At 70.9% G+C, this 17,153-nt stretch carries 16 protein-coding genes; 7 read left to right on the plus strand and 9 right to left on the minus strand.

Features of this window, described 5'->3' with window-relative positions:
• Positions 1 to 5: 5 nt before the first annotated feature.
• The 4 genes from ACE3Q8_RS11810 to metC form a co-directional block, all read right to left on the minus strand.
• Positions 6 to 881 (minus strand): haloacid dehalogenase-like hydrolase, encoded by an 876-nt coding sequence (locus tag ACE3Q8_RS11810; RefSeq protein ID WP_374470467.1) that lies wholly within the window; start codon positions 879 to 881, stop codon positions 6 to 8.
• Between the two features lie 65 nt (positions 882 to 946).
• Positions 947 to 1,807, minus strand: coding sequence for a kinase (locus ACE3Q8_RS11815; protein WP_374470468.1), 861 nt, complete (start codon positions 1,805 to 1,807; stop codon positions 947 to 949).
• Between the two features lie 23 nt (positions 1,808 to 1,830).
• Positions 1,831 to 2,838: an SDR family oxidoreductase gene (locus ACE3Q8_RS11820; RefSeq protein ID WP_374470469.1), complete on the minus strand. Its 1,008-nt coding sequence runs from the start codon at positions 2,836 to 2,838 to the stop codon at positions 1,831 to 1,833.
• Between the two features lie 56 nt (positions 2,839 to 2,894).
• Positions 2,895 to 4,055, minus strand: coding sequence for a cystathionine beta-lyase (gene metC, locus ACE3Q8_RS11825; protein ID WP_374470470.1), 1,161 nt, complete (start codon positions 4,053 to 4,055; stop codon positions 2,895 to 2,897).
• Between the two features lie 82 nt (positions 4,056 to 4,137).
• Here metC and ACE3Q8_RS11830 point away from each other — a divergent pair, with 82 nt between their 5' ends.
• Positions 4,138 to 5,235: an amino acid ABC transporter substrate-binding protein gene (locus ACE3Q8_RS11830; RefSeq protein ID WP_374470471.1), complete on the plus strand. Its 1,098-nt coding sequence runs from the start codon at positions 4,138 to 4,140 to the stop codon at positions 5,233 to 5,235.
• Here the strand turns inward: ACE3Q8_RS11830 and ACE3Q8_RS11835 are convergent.
• The 4 genes from ACE3Q8_RS11835 to ACE3Q8_RS11850 are packed head-to-tail and all read right to left on the minus strand — an operon-like array spanning position 5,232 to position 8,863.
• On the minus strand, positions 5,232 to 5,774 hold the full coding sequence (locus ACE3Q8_RS11835) for a GNAT family N-acetyltransferase (protein WP_374470472.1): 543 nt from the start codon (positions 5,772 to 5,774) through the stop codon (positions 5,232 to 5,234). The genes ACE3Q8_RS11830 and ACE3Q8_RS11835 overlap by 4 nt on opposite strands.
• Positions 5,732 to 6,565, minus strand: coding sequence for a 3-mercaptopyruvate sulfurtransferase (sseA, locus tag ACE3Q8_RS11840; protein WP_374470473.1), 834 nt, complete (start codon positions 6,563 to 6,565; stop codon positions 5,732 to 5,734). The genes ACE3Q8_RS11835 and sseA overlap by 43 nt, the downstream gene beginning before the upstream one ends.
• Positions 6,562 to 7,563, minus strand: a complete 1,002-nt coding sequence (locus tag ACE3Q8_RS11845) for a cysteine synthase A (RefSeq protein ID WP_374470474.1) — start codon at positions 7,561 to 7,563, stop codon at positions 6,562 to 6,564. Before ACE3Q8_RS11845 ends, sseA begins: the two co-directional genes overlap by 4 nt.
• A gap of 43 nt (positions 7,564 to 7,606) precedes the next feature.
• The gene (locus ACE3Q8_RS11850) at positions 7,607 to 8,863 is read right to left on the minus strand and encodes a class I SAM-dependent methyltransferase (RefSeq protein WP_374470475.1); all 1,257 of its coding nucleotides are present in this window, start codon (positions 8,861 to 8,863) and stop codon (positions 7,607 to 7,609) included.
• Between the two features lie 162 nt (positions 8,864 to 9,025).
• On the opposite strand from ACE3Q8_RS11850, the gene kdsA reads away from it, so the two are divergent.
• From kdsA to ACE3Q8_RS11880, 6 genes are read left to right on the plus strand one after another with little or no spacing between them, the layout of a single operon-like run.
• Positions 9,026 to 9,883 carry a 3-deoxy-8-phosphooctulonate synthase gene (kdsA, locus tag ACE3Q8_RS11855; RefSeq protein WP_374470476.1) on the plus strand — a complete coding sequence of 286 codons (858 nt, stop codon included), beginning with the start codon at positions 9,026 to 9,028 and terminating at the stop codon, positions 9,881 to 9,883.
• A gap of 33 nt (positions 9,884 to 9,916) precedes the next feature.
• On the plus strand, positions 9,917 to 11,401 hold the full coding sequence (gene rfaE2, locus ACE3Q8_RS11860) for a D-glycero-beta-D-manno-heptose 1-phosphate adenylyltransferase (RefSeq protein ID WP_374470477.1): 1,485 nt from the start codon (positions 9,917 to 9,919) through the stop codon (positions 11,399 to 11,401).
• Positions 11,398 to 12,399: an ADP-glyceromanno-heptose 6-epimerase gene (gene rfaD / locus ACE3Q8_RS11865; RefSeq protein ID WP_374470478.1), complete on the plus strand. Its 1,002-nt coding sequence runs from the start codon at positions 11,398 to 11,400 to the stop codon at positions 12,397 to 12,399. The genes rfaE2 and rfaD overlap by 4 nt, the downstream gene beginning before the upstream one ends.
• Before the next feature lie 3 nt (positions 12,400 to 12,402).
• Positions 12,403 to 13,503, plus strand: coding sequence for a DUF3089 domain-containing protein (locus ACE3Q8_RS11870; RefSeq protein WP_374470479.1), 1,101 nt, complete (start codon positions 12,403 to 12,405; stop codon positions 13,501 to 13,503).
• A gap of 56 nt (positions 13,504 to 13,559) precedes the next feature.
• Entirely contained in the window at positions 13,560 to 13,982 is a 423-nt protein-coding gene (locus ACE3Q8_RS11875) for a DUF305 domain-containing protein (RefSeq protein WP_374470480.1), read from the plus strand.
• Positions 13,983 to 14,042: 60 nt separating this feature from the next.
• Entirely contained in the window at positions 14,043 to 15,044 is a 1,002-nt protein-coding gene (locus ACE3Q8_RS11880) for an NADP-dependent oxidoreductase (protein ID WP_374470481.1), read from the plus strand.
• Here the strand turns inward: ACE3Q8_RS11880 and recG are convergent.
• On the minus strand, positions 15,041 to 17,116 hold the full coding sequence (gene recG / locus ACE3Q8_RS11885; protein WP_374470482.1) for an ATP-dependent DNA helicase RecG: 2,076 nt from the start codon (positions 17,114 to 17,116) through the stop codon (positions 15,041 to 15,043). The two genes, ACE3Q8_RS11880 and recG, sit on opposite strands and share 4 nt — an antisense overlap.
• Positions 17,117 to 17,153: the final 37 nt, after the last annotated feature.

The raw sequence follows: 17,153 nt of genomic DNA on the forward strand, positions 1-17,153 counted from the left end.
GGAGGTCAGAGCGGCAGCTTCGGCTGGGTCTCGGCGTCGGGCCAGCGGACCAGGGTCGGCAGGTGGGCGCGCGCGGCCATTTCGGTCAGCATCGCCTGCGCGAGCTGGTCGAGCGGCGCACCCTCCCGGTAATCGCCCGGCCCCGCCAGATGCGCGCGGCCGTCCTTGCGCAGGTCTACCGCCGCCCGCTCCGTGAAGGGATTGCCCTCCTCGTAGACAGCGACCGCATAGCCGCCCTGGTCGGTCACCAGCCGCATGGTCGGCACGTCGGTGAAGCCGTCGCCGAAGAAGGCGATGCGGTCGAAGGGGACGGGGCGCTCGTCCTTTTCCTGCGCGCGGTTGATGGCGTAGTTGTCCCACTCCTCCAGCGTCCACTTGTTGATCCGGAAGAGGTACTGGGTCTTGGACGTGTAGTTGACGCCCAGCGCCACCCCGATCGCTTCCTCGTTCTCGTCGAACATGAAGGCCGAGGCGTAGATCCGCTCGAAGTGCCGGGCGATTGGCGAGCCCTCGATTAGCTCGCGATTGCCGGACGAGATGATGAAGTGGTGCAGGTCGAGGCCGAGGTCCGCCGCCCGCCGGTTCTGCCGCTCGAACCAGTCCTCGACGCCGGGGAAGAGCTGCAGGCCCGCGCCGCGGCGGCGCCAGCTCTCCAGCGACAGCTCCAGGCCTTTCTCCCGGGCCTTGGCCAGCATCATGTGCATGTAGGCGAGGATGGTGTCGCCGCGCTGCTGCTTGGCGAGCTCGTCCACCGCCCGCCAGAACTCGGCCCGGTCCATCCCGAGCTCTTCGGGGATGAAAGCGTGGTTCTGCATGAAGCCGGGCGCGAGCGTGCCGTCGAAGTCGTAGGCGAAGACCACCCGGGGCCGTTCGGTGTTCATGCGCATTGCGTCCGTCTTGAGGAGGCCGGGTTCTACGCCAAGCCCGCGTCGGACGCGAGCCGGCCCTAGCGCTCGCCGACCGGCTGGCGATCCTCGTCGAGCTGGACGGTCCAGTCGGCGCGGGCCGGCATCTCGGAGAGAATCCAGCGGGTCAGCCGCTCGTAGTGGGCGACGAAGCGCTCGATCTCCGCGTCCGCCATCCCCTGGCCCGTCCGCTCGCGCAGCTTGCGCTCCTGCTCGGTGCGCCAGGTCCGCACGACCTCGAAGCTGGGCGCGGCCAGCAAGGTCAGGCTGTTCACGCGGGCGAACAGCTCCTGGTAGGGGCCGTCGAGCTGGTCGTTGATCCAGGTGCGCCAGCGGCCGTCAGGGTCCTCGTTGCGCTCCAGATCGTTCACCGGCGTCGCCAGCGCCGCCTGCCCCTGGGCGCGGGCGCCCACGCACCATCCTTCGAAGATCACCACGTCGACCGGCGTCGCCACCGTCTCCCAGCGCCCCCGCCGGGTCCGGTTGTCCGCCGCCTTGTCGAAGGTGGGCAGCATGACCCGGCCCGGGGCGCGGAGCTGGTCGAGCGTCGCGCCCGCCATGGCCACGTCATGGGTGCCCGGAGGACCGCGGACGGCCAGCAGCGGGTGGACGTCCTTGGCGAGCTGCAGGCGGGCGGCCTTCGGCAGGTAGAAGTCGTCCAGCGACAGGGCGACGGCGGTGAGGCCACGCGCCTCCAGCAGGCGGGCGGTGGCCCGGGCGATGGTCGACTTGCCCGAGCCCTGCGCGCCGCAAAGTCCGAGCGTCGCCGTGCGCCGGCGGACCTGCCGCAGCCGGGCCGCCCGGTCGGCGAGCGGCCGGCAGATCCACTCCACCGTCGTGCGGAAGCTGTCGGGCAGGCCCTCGTCGGCCAGGAACCCGTCGAGCCAGTGGTCGTCGCGCAAGCCGCCTCCTCTTCGGAGGCCGCCTAGCCTCCGCTGTACCCGCCCAGGATCGGCAGGATCTCGCCGGTGATGTAGCTGGAGGTCTGCGGCGAAGCCAGGAAGACCACGGCCGGGGCGATCTCCTCCGGCTGCGCCGGCCGCTTCATCTGGGTGCTCTGGCCGAAACTGGCGATCGATTCGGCGTCCTTGTCGGCTGGGTTGAGGGGCGTCCAGACCGGCCCCGGCGCCACCACGTTCACCCGGATGCCCTTCGGGATCAGGTGGGTGGATAGCGAGCGGGCGAAGGCGTGGATGCCGCCCTTGGTCATCGAGTAGTCCAGCAGGTCCTTGTTGCCCATGATGCCGGTCACCGAGCCGACCATCACGATGGACGAGCCGGGCTTCATGTGCGGCACGGCCGCCTTGGCCATGAAGAAGTAGCCGTAGAGGTTGGTCTTCAGCGTGCGGTCGAAGTGCTCGAGCGATAGCTCCGACAGGTCGTTGACGTGCTCCTGGAAGGCGGCGTTGTTGACCAGCACGTCCAGCTTGCCGAGCTCGGAGACGGTCTTCTTCACGGCGGCCTCGGCGTAGTCGGGCTCGGCCACATCGCCCGGAATCAGGATTGCGCGGCGGCCTTCCTTCTCCACGGCCTGGCGGGTGACCTCGGCGTCCTCGTGCTCGTTCAGATAGGCGATGGCCACGTCCGCGCCTTCCCGGGCGAACAGCACCGCCACCGAGCGGCCGATCCCGGAATCGGCGCCGGTCACCAGCGCCACCTTGCCCTCGAGCTTGCCGGAGCCCTTGTAGAAGGGCGCGTCCCACATCGGCTGCAGCTCGAGGTCGGCCTCGAGGCCGGGCTTCTCGAGGTGCTGCTTGGGCAGGGGGCCTGCGGGATACTCCCGGGCGCCGGCCTGCATAGGCTTGTCCTCGTCCTCGTCCTCGCCGCTACCGAAGGAGCGTTCCTCCGCGGCGTCGATCTCCTTCTGGATCTTGCGTTCCTGCTCGGCGGCGCGTTCCGCCTGTTCCTCGAAACGGTCGGTGTTCTCGCTCATGACCAGGGTCCCTCTGTCGTTCAGGCGGGGCAATCCCTGGCGGGCGGCGGAGGTTCCTAGCGGACGGCCTCGTAGGCGGCGAAGCCACGCGACAGGTCCGCGATCAGGTCCTCGGTGTTCTCCAGCCCGATGTGCAGTCGGATGAGCGGGCCGCCGTAGTCGCGCGGGAACTTCCGCGTCCGGAGCTGCGGATCGCAGGAGATCGCCAGGCTCTCGAACCCGCCCCAGGAGAAGCCGAGCCCGAACACCTTCAGCGCGTCCAGGAAGGCGTTCGCCGCCGCTTCCGGCGCGGGCTGCAGGGCGAATGCGAAGAGGCCGCAGCCGCCGCGGTAGTCGCGTGCGAACAGCTCGTACCCAGGCGCACCGGGCAGGGCCGGGTGGTAGACCGCGGCCACCTCGGGCCTCGCCTTCAGCCAATGGGCGAGGCGCAGCGCGCCCTCGCCGTGCCGCGCCAGCCGGGTGGGCAGGGTGCGCAGGCCGCGGAGCATCTGGTAGGCGTCCTCCCCCGGCACCGCCCAGCCCAGGTGCAGGACGCCGTCGTCGAGCAGCCGCACCAGTTTCGGGTCTCGCGCCGCGGCCGAGCCCATGAACACGTCCGAGTGGCCGCCCACGTACTTGGTAAGGGCCTGGATCGAGATGTCCACGCCGTGCTCGAGCGGCTTGTAGAGGTAGCCCGCGCCCCAGGTGTTGTCGGTGGCTGTCAGGATGCCGCGCGCGCGGGCGAGCTCGGCGATCCGGGCCTGATCCTGCATCTCGAAGGTGAGCGAGCCGGGGCTCTCCAGGAGGATCAGCCGGGTGGCGTCGGTGGCCAGGTCGAGCAGCGCCTCGGGCTCGAGGTCGGGCTCGTAGTAGGTGGTGCTGACCCGGAAGCGCTTGAGCACCTGGTCGCAGAACCGGCGGGTGGGCTTGTAGATGGCGTCGCTGACCAGCACCTCGTCGCCGGCCTTGAGCACCGCCAGCAGGGCGCCGGCCAGGGCGGCGAGGCCGGACGGATAGAGCGCCACGCCCACGGCGCCTTCCATCGTGGCCAGCGCATCCTGCAGGGCGGCCTGGGCGGCAAGCCCCTGGCGGCCGTAGGTGACATGGTTGTCGTCGTCGTAGAGCGCCTCGGCATTGGGCAGCAGGACGGTGGAGCCCTTCTGGACGGGCGGCCCAACCGTCTTCACGAGCTTCGCGGGGCCGGCGCCGGCGCGGATCAGGCGGGTTTCGTCGTCCATGCGGGGTTGCGGCCCAAGGCTGCGCTGGCGAAAGTGCCGGGGGCACATAGAGCCCCATCGGTTTCCGGATCAAGGAGCAGGGATGATCAGGCGCCTCGCGGCGATGGCGATGGTTGGACTCTGCCTCAGCGCCTGCGAACGGCAGGCGGAGGCGCCCCCGCCGAAGCCGCCCCCGCAGGCCAAGGCGCCGGTGAGCACCCTCGACTATCATCCGGCCGAGAGCCCGACCCTCGAGACCGTGCGTCAGCGGGGCTGGGTCGCCTGCGGGGTCCACCCCGGCCTGCCGGGCTTCGCCTTTCCGGACGCGCGCGGCGTCTGGCGCGGCTTCGACGTGGACGTCTGCCGCGCGGTGGCGGCGGCGACCCTGGGCGACGCCGGCAAGGTGCGGTTCATTCCGATCCCGGCGCAGGACCGGTTCAGCGCGCTGCAGAAGGGCCAGATCGACCTGCTGTCGCGCAACACGAGCTGGACCTACGCGCGCGACGCCGGGCTCGGCCTCGATTTCGCGGCGGTCACCTATTACGACGGCCAGGGCTTCCTGGCGCCCAGGTCGCTCGGCGTGGCGAGCGCCGAGGAGCTGTCCGGAGCACGGATCTGCGTTCAGGCCGGCACCGCCAGCGAGGCCAACCTCGTGGAGTGGTTCAACCTGCGCGGCCTGCGCTTCCGGCCCGTGGTTGCGGCCACCGAGGACGAGGCCCGCCGCCTCTACGAGGAAGAGGCCTGTGACGTGTTCAGCGCCGACATCTCGGCGCTCGCCGCCTCCCGCTCCGTGCTGAGCAATCCCGGCGCGCACGTCATCCTGCCCAACGTGATTTCCAAGGAGCCGCTCGGTCCGGTGGTCCGCCAGACAGACCCTGCCTGGACCGACATCGTCCGCTGGACGGTCCATGCGACCGTGCTGGCCGAGGAGCTCGGGCTCACCTCGCGCACGGTGGAAGCCGCGCGCGAGACGGCGAGCGATCCGCAGACGCGGCGTCTGCTGGGCGTCGAGGGCGAACTCGGCCCGCTGCTGGGCCTCTCGGACGACTGGGCCTTCCAGGTGATCCGCCAGGTCGGGGCCTATCACGAGATCTTCCGCCGTGACGTGGGCGCCGACTCCGCGCTCAACCTCGACCGAGGCCTCAATGCCCTGTGGAGCGCGCCGAAGCCCGGGCTGATGTACGCCCCGCCGATGCGCTAGAGCGCGAGTTCCATAGCCACACGGTCGGGCAGACCGCGCGCTGCCTCCCGCGCCAGGATCGCCCTCAGATCCTCGGGCATGTCGTCGCCCAGCGGCCGGAACCCGAAGGACGTGTAGAACGGCGCATTCCAGGCGATGTTGGAGAAGGTGGTGAGCGTCAGGCGGGCGACGCCTTCGCGCCGGGCCCAGGCGATCACCGCCCCCATCATCCGTCGGCCCAGCCCGCGGCCCTGCTGGTCCTGCATGACGTCGAACTCGTCGATGTGCAGCCGATCCCCTTCGCGGGTCGCCGCCAGGAACCCCACCGGACCATCGCCGTCGTCGGCGACCCACAGCGTTCCCGCCTCCAGCGCCGGCCGCCACGTGTCGACAGGGCCGAGCTGGCTGATCAGCTCGAAGTAGGGGACCTCCAGCGCGCGGAAGGCCTGCGCCGCCGACTGCTCGATGACCGGCAGCCGGGGAAGGTCGTCCTCGCGGGCGAAGCGGATCTGGATGGTCAGGCTCCCGTCACCACCTCGGTGTCGCTCCGGCCACCCCATTCGGCCCAGGAGCCGTCGTAGACCGGGACGTCGTCGCGTCCCAGCCGGGCCAGGGCCAGGGCGACGCCCGCGGCGGTGACCCCGGAGCCGCAGGTCGTGACGATCGGCCGGTCGAGGTCGACGCCCGCATTCCGGAACGCCTCGGCGAGCTCCGCCTGCGACTTGAACGTGCCGTCGGGGTTCACCAGCCCGCCGAACGGCACATTACGGGCGCCCGGCATGTGACCTGACCTGAGACCCGGCCGCGGCTCCGGCGCCTCGCCCCGGAAGCGCGGCGCGGGCCGGGCGTCCACGAGTTGCGCCGCCGCGCCCGCCAGCAGTTCGCGCACGGCCTCGAGGTCGCGCACGAGGGCGGGTTCGCGCCGCGGCTCGACGACGCTGGCGGGCGGCGACACGGCCCCTGTCTCCACCGGCCGGCCTTCGGCGCGCCACTTCTTCAGCCCGCCGTCCAGGACCCGCGGTGGAGGGAAGCCCATGGCCCGGAGCGTCCACCAGACGCGGGGGGCCGAGAACACGCCCTGGGCGTCGTAGACCACGATCGGCCGCTCGCGTGTGAGCCCCAGCGCGCCGGCGGCGCGGGCGAAAGCCTCCGGAGAGGGCAGCATGTGCGGCAGGCCGGTGGACCTGTCGGCCACCTCGTCGATATCGAAGAACACCGCACCCGGGATGTGGGCGGCCGCATAGCTTTCGCGCCCGACGCCTTCGCCGGGCAGGAACCAGGTGGCGTCGACGACCTGCACCTTGTCGAGGTGCTCGGCCAGCCAGGCCGTGGAGACGAAGGGGTCGGTCATTCGAGCCAGGTGGGCACGGGCAGGCCCTTCTCCGTGAGGAAGGCCGGGTTGTAGACCTTCGACTGATAGCGTTGCCCGTGGTCGCACAGCACCGTCACGATGGTGTGGCCGGGTCCCAGATCCTTGGCCATGCGGATCGCGCCGGCGACGTTCACCCCGGTGGAGCCGCCCATCACCAGGCCCTCGTGCTCCACGAGGTCGTAGATGGCCAGCAGCATCTCCTCGTCCGAAATCCGGTAAGCCCGGTCGATCTTCAGGCCTTCCAGGTTGGCGGTGATCCGCCCCTGGCCGATGCCCTCGCTGATCGAGCTGCCCTCCGACTTCAGCTCACCGTCCGTGTAGTAGGCGTAGAGCGCCGCGCCGTGCGGGTCGGCGAGGCCGATGCAGACGTCGGGCTTCTCGGCCCGGAGCGCCTCGGCGACTCCAGCGAGGGTGCCGCCGGAACCAACGGCGCAGATGAAGCCGTCCACCTTGCCCTCGGTCTGGCGCCAGATCTCTGGTCCGGTGCCATGGACGTGCGCCTGCCGGTTGGCGACGTTGTCGAACTGGTTGGCCCAGACCGCGCCGTTCGGCTCGGCCGCATCAAGTTCTTCCGCCAAGCGGCCGGAATACTTCACATAGTTGTTTGGATTCGCATACGGGACCGCGTCCACCTCCACCAACTCGGCGCCGTAGAGCCGGATGGCGTCCTTTTTCTCCTGGCTCTGGGTGCGCGGGATCACGATCGTGCACTTGTAGCCCAGCGCCTTGCCGACCATGGCCAGGCCGATGCCGGTGTTGCCGGCCGTGCCTTCGACAATCCGCCCGCCGGGCCGCAGGCGGCCGCTCTTCTCCGCGTCGCGGATGATCCACAGCGCCGCGCGGTCCTTCACCGACTGCCCGGGGTTCATGAACTCGGCCTTGGCGAGAATCTCGCAGCCGGTGGCCTCGCTCGCGCGGTTCAGGCGGATGAGGGGCGTGTTTCCGATCGCGTCCAGGACGCTGCTGGCGACTTGCATGGCCGCTACTTAAGCGCCGCGCGCCCGCCCGAACAGGGGGCGGCTACGGCCGGGCGAGGGCGAGTTGCACGACATTGGTCCGGCCGGTGCGGAATCCCGCCTCGCAGTAGCTGAGGTAGAAGCGCCAGAGCTTCCGGAACCGCTCGTCGAAGCCCAGCCGGCGCACGTCGTCCCAGGCGCTCTCGAACCGCTCCCCCCAGGTCGCCAGGGTGTCGGCGTAGTGCTGGCCGAAGCGGCTGACGCCGGCCCAGGCGAGGCCGGCCCGCTCGGTCTCCTCCTTCAGGCGCTGCTCGGAGGGCAGCATCCCGCCCGGGAAGATGTACTTCTGGATGAAGTCGGCCCGCTTGCGGTAGCGGTCGAAGACGTCGTCGCGGATGGTGATGATCTGCAGGCCCGCCCGTCCGCCGGGCGCCAGCCGCTCCCGGATGGTCCCGAAGTAGGTGGGCCAGTAGCGTTCGCCGACCGCCTCGAACATCTCGATGGAGGCGACTCGGTCGAAAGAGCCCTCGACGTCGCGGTAGTCGATGAGCCGGATGTCCGCCCGCTCGGCGAGGCCCTGCTCGAACATCCTCCGGCGGGCGAAGGCGTACTGCTCCTGAGAAATGGTGATGCCGGTGACCTTCGCGCCGACCTCTCGCGCCGCGTACTCCGCGAACCCGCCCCAGCCGCAGCCGATCTCGAGCACCTGCTGCCCCGGGCGCAGCTCCATGCTCTCGGCCAGCGTGCGGTACTTGTTCCGCTGCGCCTCGGAGAGCGGCTGGCCCGGGCGTTCGAAGCGCGCGGAGGAGTAGGTCATGCTGGGGTCGAGCCAGCGGGCGTAGAAGGCGTTGCCCAGGTCGTAGTGCGCGTGGATGTTCCGGCGGGAGCCGGCCCGGCTGTTGCGGTTCAGCGCGTGCTGCAGGCGATGGACGAGGTTCATCAGGGCCCCGCCGCTGATCACCCGCTTCAGCCGTTCGGCGTTCAGCGCGAAGACCGTCAGCAGCGCCGAGAGGTCCGGCGTGTCCCACTCGCCCGCCATATAGCCCTCGGCGAAGCCGATATCGCCGGCCGCGATGACCCGGCGCATGAACCGGAAGTCGCGGACCAGCAGGGTGGCCGCCGGCCCGGGTTCGCGACCGCGCAGCACCAGCTCACGGCCGCTGGGAAGCACGAAGGTCAGGCCGCCCACCTGCCAGTCCTTAGCGATCAGCCGAAGGGCGAAGCGAAACGGCGCCGGCGCGCCGCGCAGCTCCGGCAGCCGGTGGAAGGCGCGCGCATCCTTGGCGAGCGCCGTCAGCGAGGTCTCATGGGCCAGGCTCATGGTGAACGTCCCCGATCTCCGGCCTTGACCATAACATCGATCATCGAACGCGGTAGCGGCTGATTCGCGGGCGGTCCAGGCGCCGGGGGCGGCGCTATTGCGACTTGTGGCGGCGGGCCTTGCGGGCCACTTAGCGGCCAACGCAGCCATGGGACCAAGTTCGTGACCCAGCCCAACGCCGTCATCGAGATCAAGACCGCCGCCCGCACCGTGCGGATCGGCAACGCCGAACGCCTGACGGTCATCGCGGGGCCGTGCCAGATGGAGAGCCGGCAGCATGCGCTGGAGACCGCGCACGCGCTGAAGGAGATCGCGGACCGGCTGGGGCTCGGCCTGATCTACAAGACCTCCTTCGACAAGGCGAACCGCACGTCGGTGAACACCGCCCGGGGCATGGGCCTGCGGGAGGCGCTGCCGGTGTTCGCCGAGATCCGCGAGGTCACCGGCCTGCCGACCCTGACCGACGTCCACGAGAACGAGCAGTGCGCCGAGGCCGCCGAGGCGGTGGACGTGCTGCAGATCCCGGCCTTCCTGTCGCGGCAGACCGACCTGCTGCTCGCCGCCGGCCGTACGGGCAAGGCGGTCAATGTGAAGAAGGGCCAGTTCCTGGCGCCCTGGGACATGAAGAACGTCGTCTCCAAGGTGCTGAGCACCGGCAACCCCAATGTGATGGCCTGCGAGCGAGGCGTCTCGTTCGGCTACAACACCCTGGTGTCGGACATGCGCGCCCTGCCCATCATGGGCGAGATCGGCTGTCCCGTGGTGTTCGACGCGACCCATTCGGTGCAGCAGCCGGGCGGACAGGGGACGACCTCTGGCGGCCAGCGCGAGTTCGTGCCGATCCTCGCGCGGGCGGCCGTCGCCGTGGGCGTGGCCTGCGTCTTCATGGAGACCCACCCGGACCCCGACAACGCCCCGTCGGACGGGCCCAACATGGTGCCGATGAGCCAGTTCGAGCGGCTGATGGGCGAGCTGCTCGAGTACGACGCGCTCACCAAGCGGCGCCTCGCCGCGGCTTGACCGCCCACCCGACGCGCCGCACACGCTAGACCGATGGACCTTTCCGCCCTCCAGCACCTCCTGGGGCTCGCGCCCGGACGCCGGGTCGTCTGCGTCGGCGACGTCATGGTGGACCGCTTCGTCTATGGCGACGTCAGTCGGATCTCGCCGGAAGCGCCGATCCCGGTCCTGGCGCGTACGCGCGAGAACGTCATGCTGGGGGCGGCCGGCAACGTGGCCCGGAACGTCGCGGCCCTGGGCGGCTCGGTGTCGCTGGTCGGCCTGATCGGCGGCGACGGCGAAGGGCACGAAGCCATGCGGCTGGTGGGCGAGGAGGCCGACATCGAGGGTTACCTCGTGACGGATCCCAGCCGGCCGACCACCCTGAAGACCCGCTATGTCTCCGGCCAGCAGCAGCTCCTGCGGGTCGACCTGGAGGAAAGCCGGCCGGTGGAAGGCGATTGCGAGCAGCGGCTCGTGCGCACAATCCGCGACGCCGCCCACGGCGCGGGCGTGATCCTGCTGTCCGACTACGGAAAGGGCGTGGTCACCGATGCGGTGATCGCCGCCTGCCGCGAGGCCGCCGCGTCGAGCGGCGCGAAGCTGGTGGTGGACTCCAAGGCCAGGTCGTTCGCCCGCTACGGCGCCGTCGACCTGATCAAGCCGAACGCTCTGGAACTCGCGCACGCTACCGACCGGCCGACCGGCACGGACGCCGAGGTTGAGGCCGCGCTCGCGCATGCGCTCGGGCTGTGGGAGGCCAGGGCGGTTCTGGTCACCCGCGCGGCCAAGGGGATCTCGCTGGCCGTCCGCGGCGAGCCCGTGCGGCACTTCCCGACCGCGTCGCGCGAGGTGTTCGACGTCTCGGGGGCCGGCGACACGACGCTCGCCGCGCTCGGCCTGGCGCTGGCCGCCGAAGCCAGCCTGGAGGAGGCCATCGCCTTCGCCCAGCTCGCCGCCGGCGTGGCCGTGGGTAAGGTGGGCACCGCCACGGTCAGCCCCGAGGAGCTGGTGGAAGCGGCGATCACCGCCCATCTCGCGCCGGCCGAGGCCAAGGTTGCCACCCTGCAGAGAATGGTCGACGAGGTCGCCCGCTGGCGGGCCAAGGGGCTTCGGGTCGGCTTCACCAACGGCTGCTTCGACATCCTGCACAAGGGCCATGTGGCCTACCTCGGCCAGGCGCGGGCCTGGTGCGACCGGCTGATCGTCGGGCTGAACTCCGACGCCTCCGTGCGGGCGCTGAAGGGCGACGGGCGGCCGGTCAATGATCTGGAGAGCCGCGCCCTTGTGCTGGCCGGCCTGGGCAGCGTGGATCTCGTGGTGCCGTTCGAGGAGCAGACGCCGCTGAAGCTGATCGAGGCCGCGCGGCCAGACGTGCTGATCAAGGGGGCGGACTACAGCGAGGACCAGGTGGTCGGCGCCAAGGAGGTCAGGTCCTGGGGCGGAGAGGTGAGGCTCGCCGAGATCGTCGAGGGCTACTCTACCACGGCGGCGATCCGGCGCATGAGCCGCCCGGCCTCTGACAAGGAGCAGGCATGACCCGCCGCATCGCCTTCGTGACCGGCGGCGCCGGCTTCATTGGCTCGAACATCGTCGCCCGGCTCGCCGAGGACCCGTCGCTGGACGTGGTGGTCTGCGACCGCCTCCGCGAGGCCGACCTCGGCAAGTGGCGCAACATCGCCAAGCACCCGATCGGCGACTTCGTGGCGCCGGAGGCGATGTTCGACTGGCTGGAGAAGCGCTGGCGCGACGTGGAGCTTGTGGTCCACATGGCGGCCGTGTCGTCGACCACCGAGCCGGACGCGGACAAGATCATCCATTCCAACTTCACGCTCAGCCGGGACCTGTTCCGCTGGTGCGCCGACCGGCAGCGCCGGTTCGTCTACGCCTCCTCGGCGGCGACCTACGGGGCGGGCGAGCAGGGGTTCGCCGACGACGACAGCTACGAGGCGCTCAGCCGGCTGCGGCCGCTCAACACCTACGGCTGGTCCAAGGCGCTGTTCGACGCCTTTGCGGCGCGCCAGGCCGCTCGGGACTACGCCCCGCCGCAGTGGGTGGGCCTGAAGTTCTTCAACGTCTACGGGCCGAACGAGGAGCACAAGCACGCGATGAAGTCCGTCGCGTCGCAGATCTGGCCGAAGGTCCGCGAGGGCCACGCCGTGCAGCTCTTCAAGAGCTACCGCGCCGACGTGCCGGACGGCGGGCAGAAGCGCGACTTCGTCTATGTGCGCGACGCCGCCGACGTGACCCGCTGGCTCTATGAGAACCCGCAGGTGAACGGCGTCTACAACCTGGGCTCCGGCCAGGCGCGCAGCTTCGAGGACATGGCCCGGCAGGTGTTCGCCGCAGCCGGCAAGAACGCGCAGATCGAGTACACGCCGATGCCGCCGGCGATCCGGGACAAGTACCAGTACTTCACCGAGGCCCGGATGGAGCGGCTGATGCAGGCGGGCTATCCGAAGCCGATGACGCCGCTGGAGGAGGGGATCGCCGACTACGTCGGGACCTATCTCTCCCAGCCCGACCCCTACCGCTGACGCATGGCCGGGTCGCTGCCGCGCCGCACCCGGTGGCTCGCCGTCTTCGTGGTCCTGGCGACGCTGATCCTCGGCGTGGCGACCGGCGTCTTCTGGGAGGACCTGCGACGCACCGCGCTCGATCCCAAGGTGCCGTTCCAGACCTACGACCCGCCACCGGCCCCGAACTACGCCGACCGCGCCGCCTGGTGGCTGATGCCGGCCGATCCGGACGCGCCCGCCCGCGCCGAGCCTCCCGTCGACGTCTTCTTCGTCGCGCCGACGCTCTACGACGGGGGCGAGCACTGGAATGCGCCGGTCGACGACGCCGACGCGGCCGAGCTCTTCCGTCGGCGCATGGCGCCCAACTATGCGGGGCCGTTCGTCCGGATCGGACGGATCTTCGCCCCACGCTACCGGCACGCCAGCCTCTACAGCCTGCTCACCCTTCGCGAGGACGCCCGTGAGGCGCGCCGCTTCGCCTACGGCGACGTGGCCCAGGCTTTCCGCACCTATGTCGCACGTCACAATCGCGGCCGGCCGTTCATCATCGTCGGGGTGGAGCAGGGCGGCACGCTCGCCGCACGCCTGCTGATGGAGGAGGTCGCCCTGGATCCGGAGCTCCGCGGCCGGCTGGTGGCGGCCTACCTGCAGGAGACCGTGGTCCCCGCCGATGCGCCGCCGCTGCCGCCGTGCGAGGGCCCGGGCCAGACCGGATGCCTGGCCGCCTGGGCAAGCGTCTCGAGCGGGGACGCCGAACGGGCTCGGGTCCTGCTCGACCGGGCGCTGGTCTGGACGCCCGGCGGCGAGCTGGAGAACCTGCGCGGGCGGCCCGCGCTCTGCTTCAACCCGATCCTCAGCGCGACGACCGACGAGCCGGCGCCGGCCCGCCTGCACCGCGGGGCGGCGAACGCCACCGACCTCGAGTGGGGCGCGCGCCCGGCCTTCATGGCGCGGCAGGTGTCGGCCCGTTGCGAGGGCGGCGTGCTACGGGTCTCGGTCCCGAGGTCGGCGGCGCTGAAGCGGACCGGCTCCTGGGCCGACCGGCGCAAGGCCCCGGGATTCAACCTGTTCTACGCGGATCTGGAAGCCGATGCGAAAGGCCGGGTGGACGCGCTGCCCTGAGGCGGGAACCCGGCCGCGGGCGCACGGTTGGAGTCCGGCACACCGGAGGTCCAGCCATGACCAGGAACATCCTGACGAGTCTGCTCGCGGTCGCCGCGCTCGGATTCGGCGGCGCCGCGCTCGCCCAGGCGCAGTCGCACCAGCACGGCCAGCATGGCCAGCACGCCGGCGGGCAGATGCCCGGCGGCATGATGATGAAGGGCGACATGTCGATGTACGGCGGTCCCGCCGGGCAGGCCAACATGCAGGCCATGCACGACATGCATCAGGCCATGATGGGCGCCACCGACCGAGATCCTGATCGCGCCTTCGCCAAGATGATGATCGAGCACCACAAGGGCGGCATCGCCATGGCCGAGATCCAGGCCCGCCACGGCGACGACGCCGAGCTCAGGCGCATGGCGCAGAAGACCATCGAGATGCAGCGCCGCGAGATCGCGGAGTTGCAGCGTTGGCTCGAGCGACACGGCGGCCGCTGATCTTGGCTTCTCGGCCTTGAGCCGCCATGGTCGCCCCTTCCTGATGCAAGGAGGCGCGCCGTGCCCGAGACCAACCGCCAGATCGTGCTCGACCAACTGCCGCAGGGGCGGCTCGCGCCGGAGCATTTCCGCCTGACCGAAGGCGCCCGCCCCACCGCAGGCGAGGGCGAGGCGCTGGTCCGCACCCGCTACATCTCCCTCGACGCGGCGAACCGCGCCTGGATGCAGGGAGCGACCTACCGCTCGGCGCTGGCGGCGGGCCAGGTCATGGCCGGCGGCGCGCTCGCCGAGGTGGTGGAGGCCAACGGCGGCGACCTCGCGCCCGGCGACCTCGTGTTCGCCGACACCGGCTGGCAGGACTACGCCGTGCTTCCGGCCAACCGGCTCTCGAAGCTGCCGAAGCTCGAGCCGATGACCCACCTCCTCAGCGTCTACGGCGTCGCCGGCCTGACCGCCTACTTCGGCCTGCTGGAATGCGGCCGGCCCAAGGCCGGCGAGACGGTGGTGGTTTCGGCGGCGGCCGGCTCGGTGGGTTCGATCGTCGGCCAGATCGCCAAGCTGAAGGGCTGCCGTGTCGTCGGCGTCGCCGGCGGCGAGGAGAAGGGCCGCTGGCTGGTGGACGAGCTCGGGTTCGACGCGGCGGTGGACTACAAGGCCGGAAACCTCCGCCAGCAGTTCCGCGAGGCTCTGCCCAACGGCATCGATGTCTATTTCGACAACGTGGGCGGCGAGGTGTTCGAGGCCTGCCTGTTCGCCATGAACAACTTCGGCCGGATCGCCTGCTGCGGCGCGGTCTCGCAGTACGACGGCGCTGCGCCCCAGCACGGCCCCCGCGGCGTGCCGGGCCTGATCGTCACCAAGCGGCTGACGCTGCGGGGCTTCATCGTCTCGGACTTCGACGACCAGCGCGACCAGGCGCTCAAGGACCTGCAGCAGTGGGTCGCCGAGGGCAGGCTGAAGGTCCAGGAGGATGTGATCGACGGCTTCGAGAAGCTGCCGGAAGCCCTCGTCGGCCTGCTGCACGGCGAGAACCGCGGCAAGCGCATGGTGAAGGTCGCCTAGCCCGCGGCCTTCAGGGCCATCCCGGCCTTCCAGTCGAACAGCTCCTGCAGGACCCGCAGGGCGCGGCCGCGCTCGGAGGCGAGCTCCGGATCCCGGGCCATGATCATCCGCGCGTCGTCGCCGGCGGCGGCGATCAGGTCGCGGTGCACGATCGGATCGGCGAAGACATAGTCGGGGAAGCCGGACTGGCGCAGGCCGAGCGCGTCGCCGCCGCCGCGGAGCTCCAGGTCGGTCTCGGCGATCACGAAGCCGTCGTCGGTGCGCCGCAGGATGTCGAGCCGCTTCTGGGCCGTCTCGGACAGTGGCGCGTCGTACAGCAGGACGCAGGCGCTCTCGCGCCGCCCGCGGCCCACCCGCCCGCGAAGCTGGTGGAGCTGCGCCAGGCCGAACCGCTCGGAATGCTCGATGACCATGATGGTGGCGTTGGGCACGTTCACGCCCACCTCGACCACCGTGGTGGCCACCAGCACTGACAGTTTGCCGTCGGCGAACTCGGCCATCACCGCATCCTTGGCCTGCGGCGTCATCTTGCCGTGGATGAGGCCCACACTCGGGCCGATCCGCTCGCGCAGCTCCTCCGCGCGGGTCTCGGCGGCCTTGAGGTCGACCACCTCGGACTCGGAGACGAGCGGGCAGATCCAGAAGGCCTGGGCGCCGGCGCCCACCGCTTCGCGGAGCCGGCCCTCCACCTCGTCGATGCGGCCCATGGGCACCGCGCGGGTGGCGACCGGCGTGCGGCCCGGCGGCTTCTCGTCGATCCGGCTGACGTCAAGGTCACCGAAAACGGTGAGTTCGAGCGTCCGCGGAATGGGCGTCGCCGACATGGCGAGCAGGTGAACGGCCTGGCCCTTGGCCTGCAGCCGCTGGCGCTCGGCCACGCCGAACCGGTGCTGTTCGTCGATCACCGCCATCTGAAGCCGCTGAAAGGCGACGTCGTCCTGGAACAGGGCGTGCGTGCCCACCGCCACCTGCACGGCGCCGCTCGCCAGCGCCCGGAGCTTTTCGGCCCGCCCCGCGCCCTTGTCGCGCCCGGTCAGCAGGATCACGCCGATCCCGTGGTCGGTCAGCGGCCCGGCGATGGTCTCGTAGTGCTGGCGGGCGAGGATCTCGGTGGGCGCCATCAGGGCTGTCTGGCCGCCCGCCGCCGCCACGTCGGCCATGGCGCACATGGCCACGACCGTCTTGCCCGAGCCCACGTCGCCCTGGATCAGCCGGCTCATCCGCTCCCCGGCCGCCAGGTCCCGGCGGATCTCACCCAGTGCGCGCTCCTGGGCGCCGGTAAAGGCGAAGGGCAGATCGGCGCGGATCCGCTCGGCGATGTCGCTGGCCGGGATCTTCGCCGCCGCGTCCCGGCGGCGCTCGGCCCGGCGCTGGGCCATCGCGAGCTGGTGGGCGAGCAACTCGTCGAACGCCAGCCGGCGCTGGTGCGACGCCAGCGGCGACAGGTCGGCCTCGCTCTCCGGCGCATGCAGCCGCGCCAGCGCGAGGCGCCAGGCGGGGAAGCGCTCGCGCTCCACCCAGGCGGCGTCCTGCCATTCCGGCAGCTCCGGCGCCCGCTCCAGCGCCTCCAGGACGAAGGTTCGCACGCGCCGCGCCGGCAGACCCTCGGTCGCGGGGTAGATGGGTTCGAGCTCCGGGATCTCGTCGGCCTTGCCGGGCTCGACCATGTAGTCGGGGTGGACCATCTGGCGGCCGAACTTCTGGTCCTCGACCTTGCCGGACACGATCCGCTTGGCTCCCACTGGGTGGCGCCGCTCGAGCTGGTCGGCGAAGCGGCCGAAGAAGACCAGTGTCATGTAACCCGTATGGTCGGAGACCCTGACGCGCCACGGCTGGGCGTTGGACCTGGGCCGCTCGTGCGCGTCGATGGTGACCTCGAAGGTCATGACCTGGCCGTCCACCGCGGTCGCCAGCTCGGCCGGGGTGCGTACGACGATGGAGTGCGGCTTCAGGAACAGCACGTCGCGCACGATCGGCCCGGCAAGGCGCTCCAGCAGGGGCGCCACGCGCGGACCCACCCCCTTCAGCGAGGTGACGGGCGCATAGAGCGGGAACAGAATCTCCGGCCGCATCGGGGGAATATAGCGTGAACGGCGGCCCCGTCTCGCC

Source organism: Phenylobacterium sp., from assembly GCF_041913825.1.
Taxonomy (GTDB): Bacteria; Pseudomonadota; Alphaproteobacteria; order Caulobacterales; family Caulobacteraceae; genus Phenylobacterium.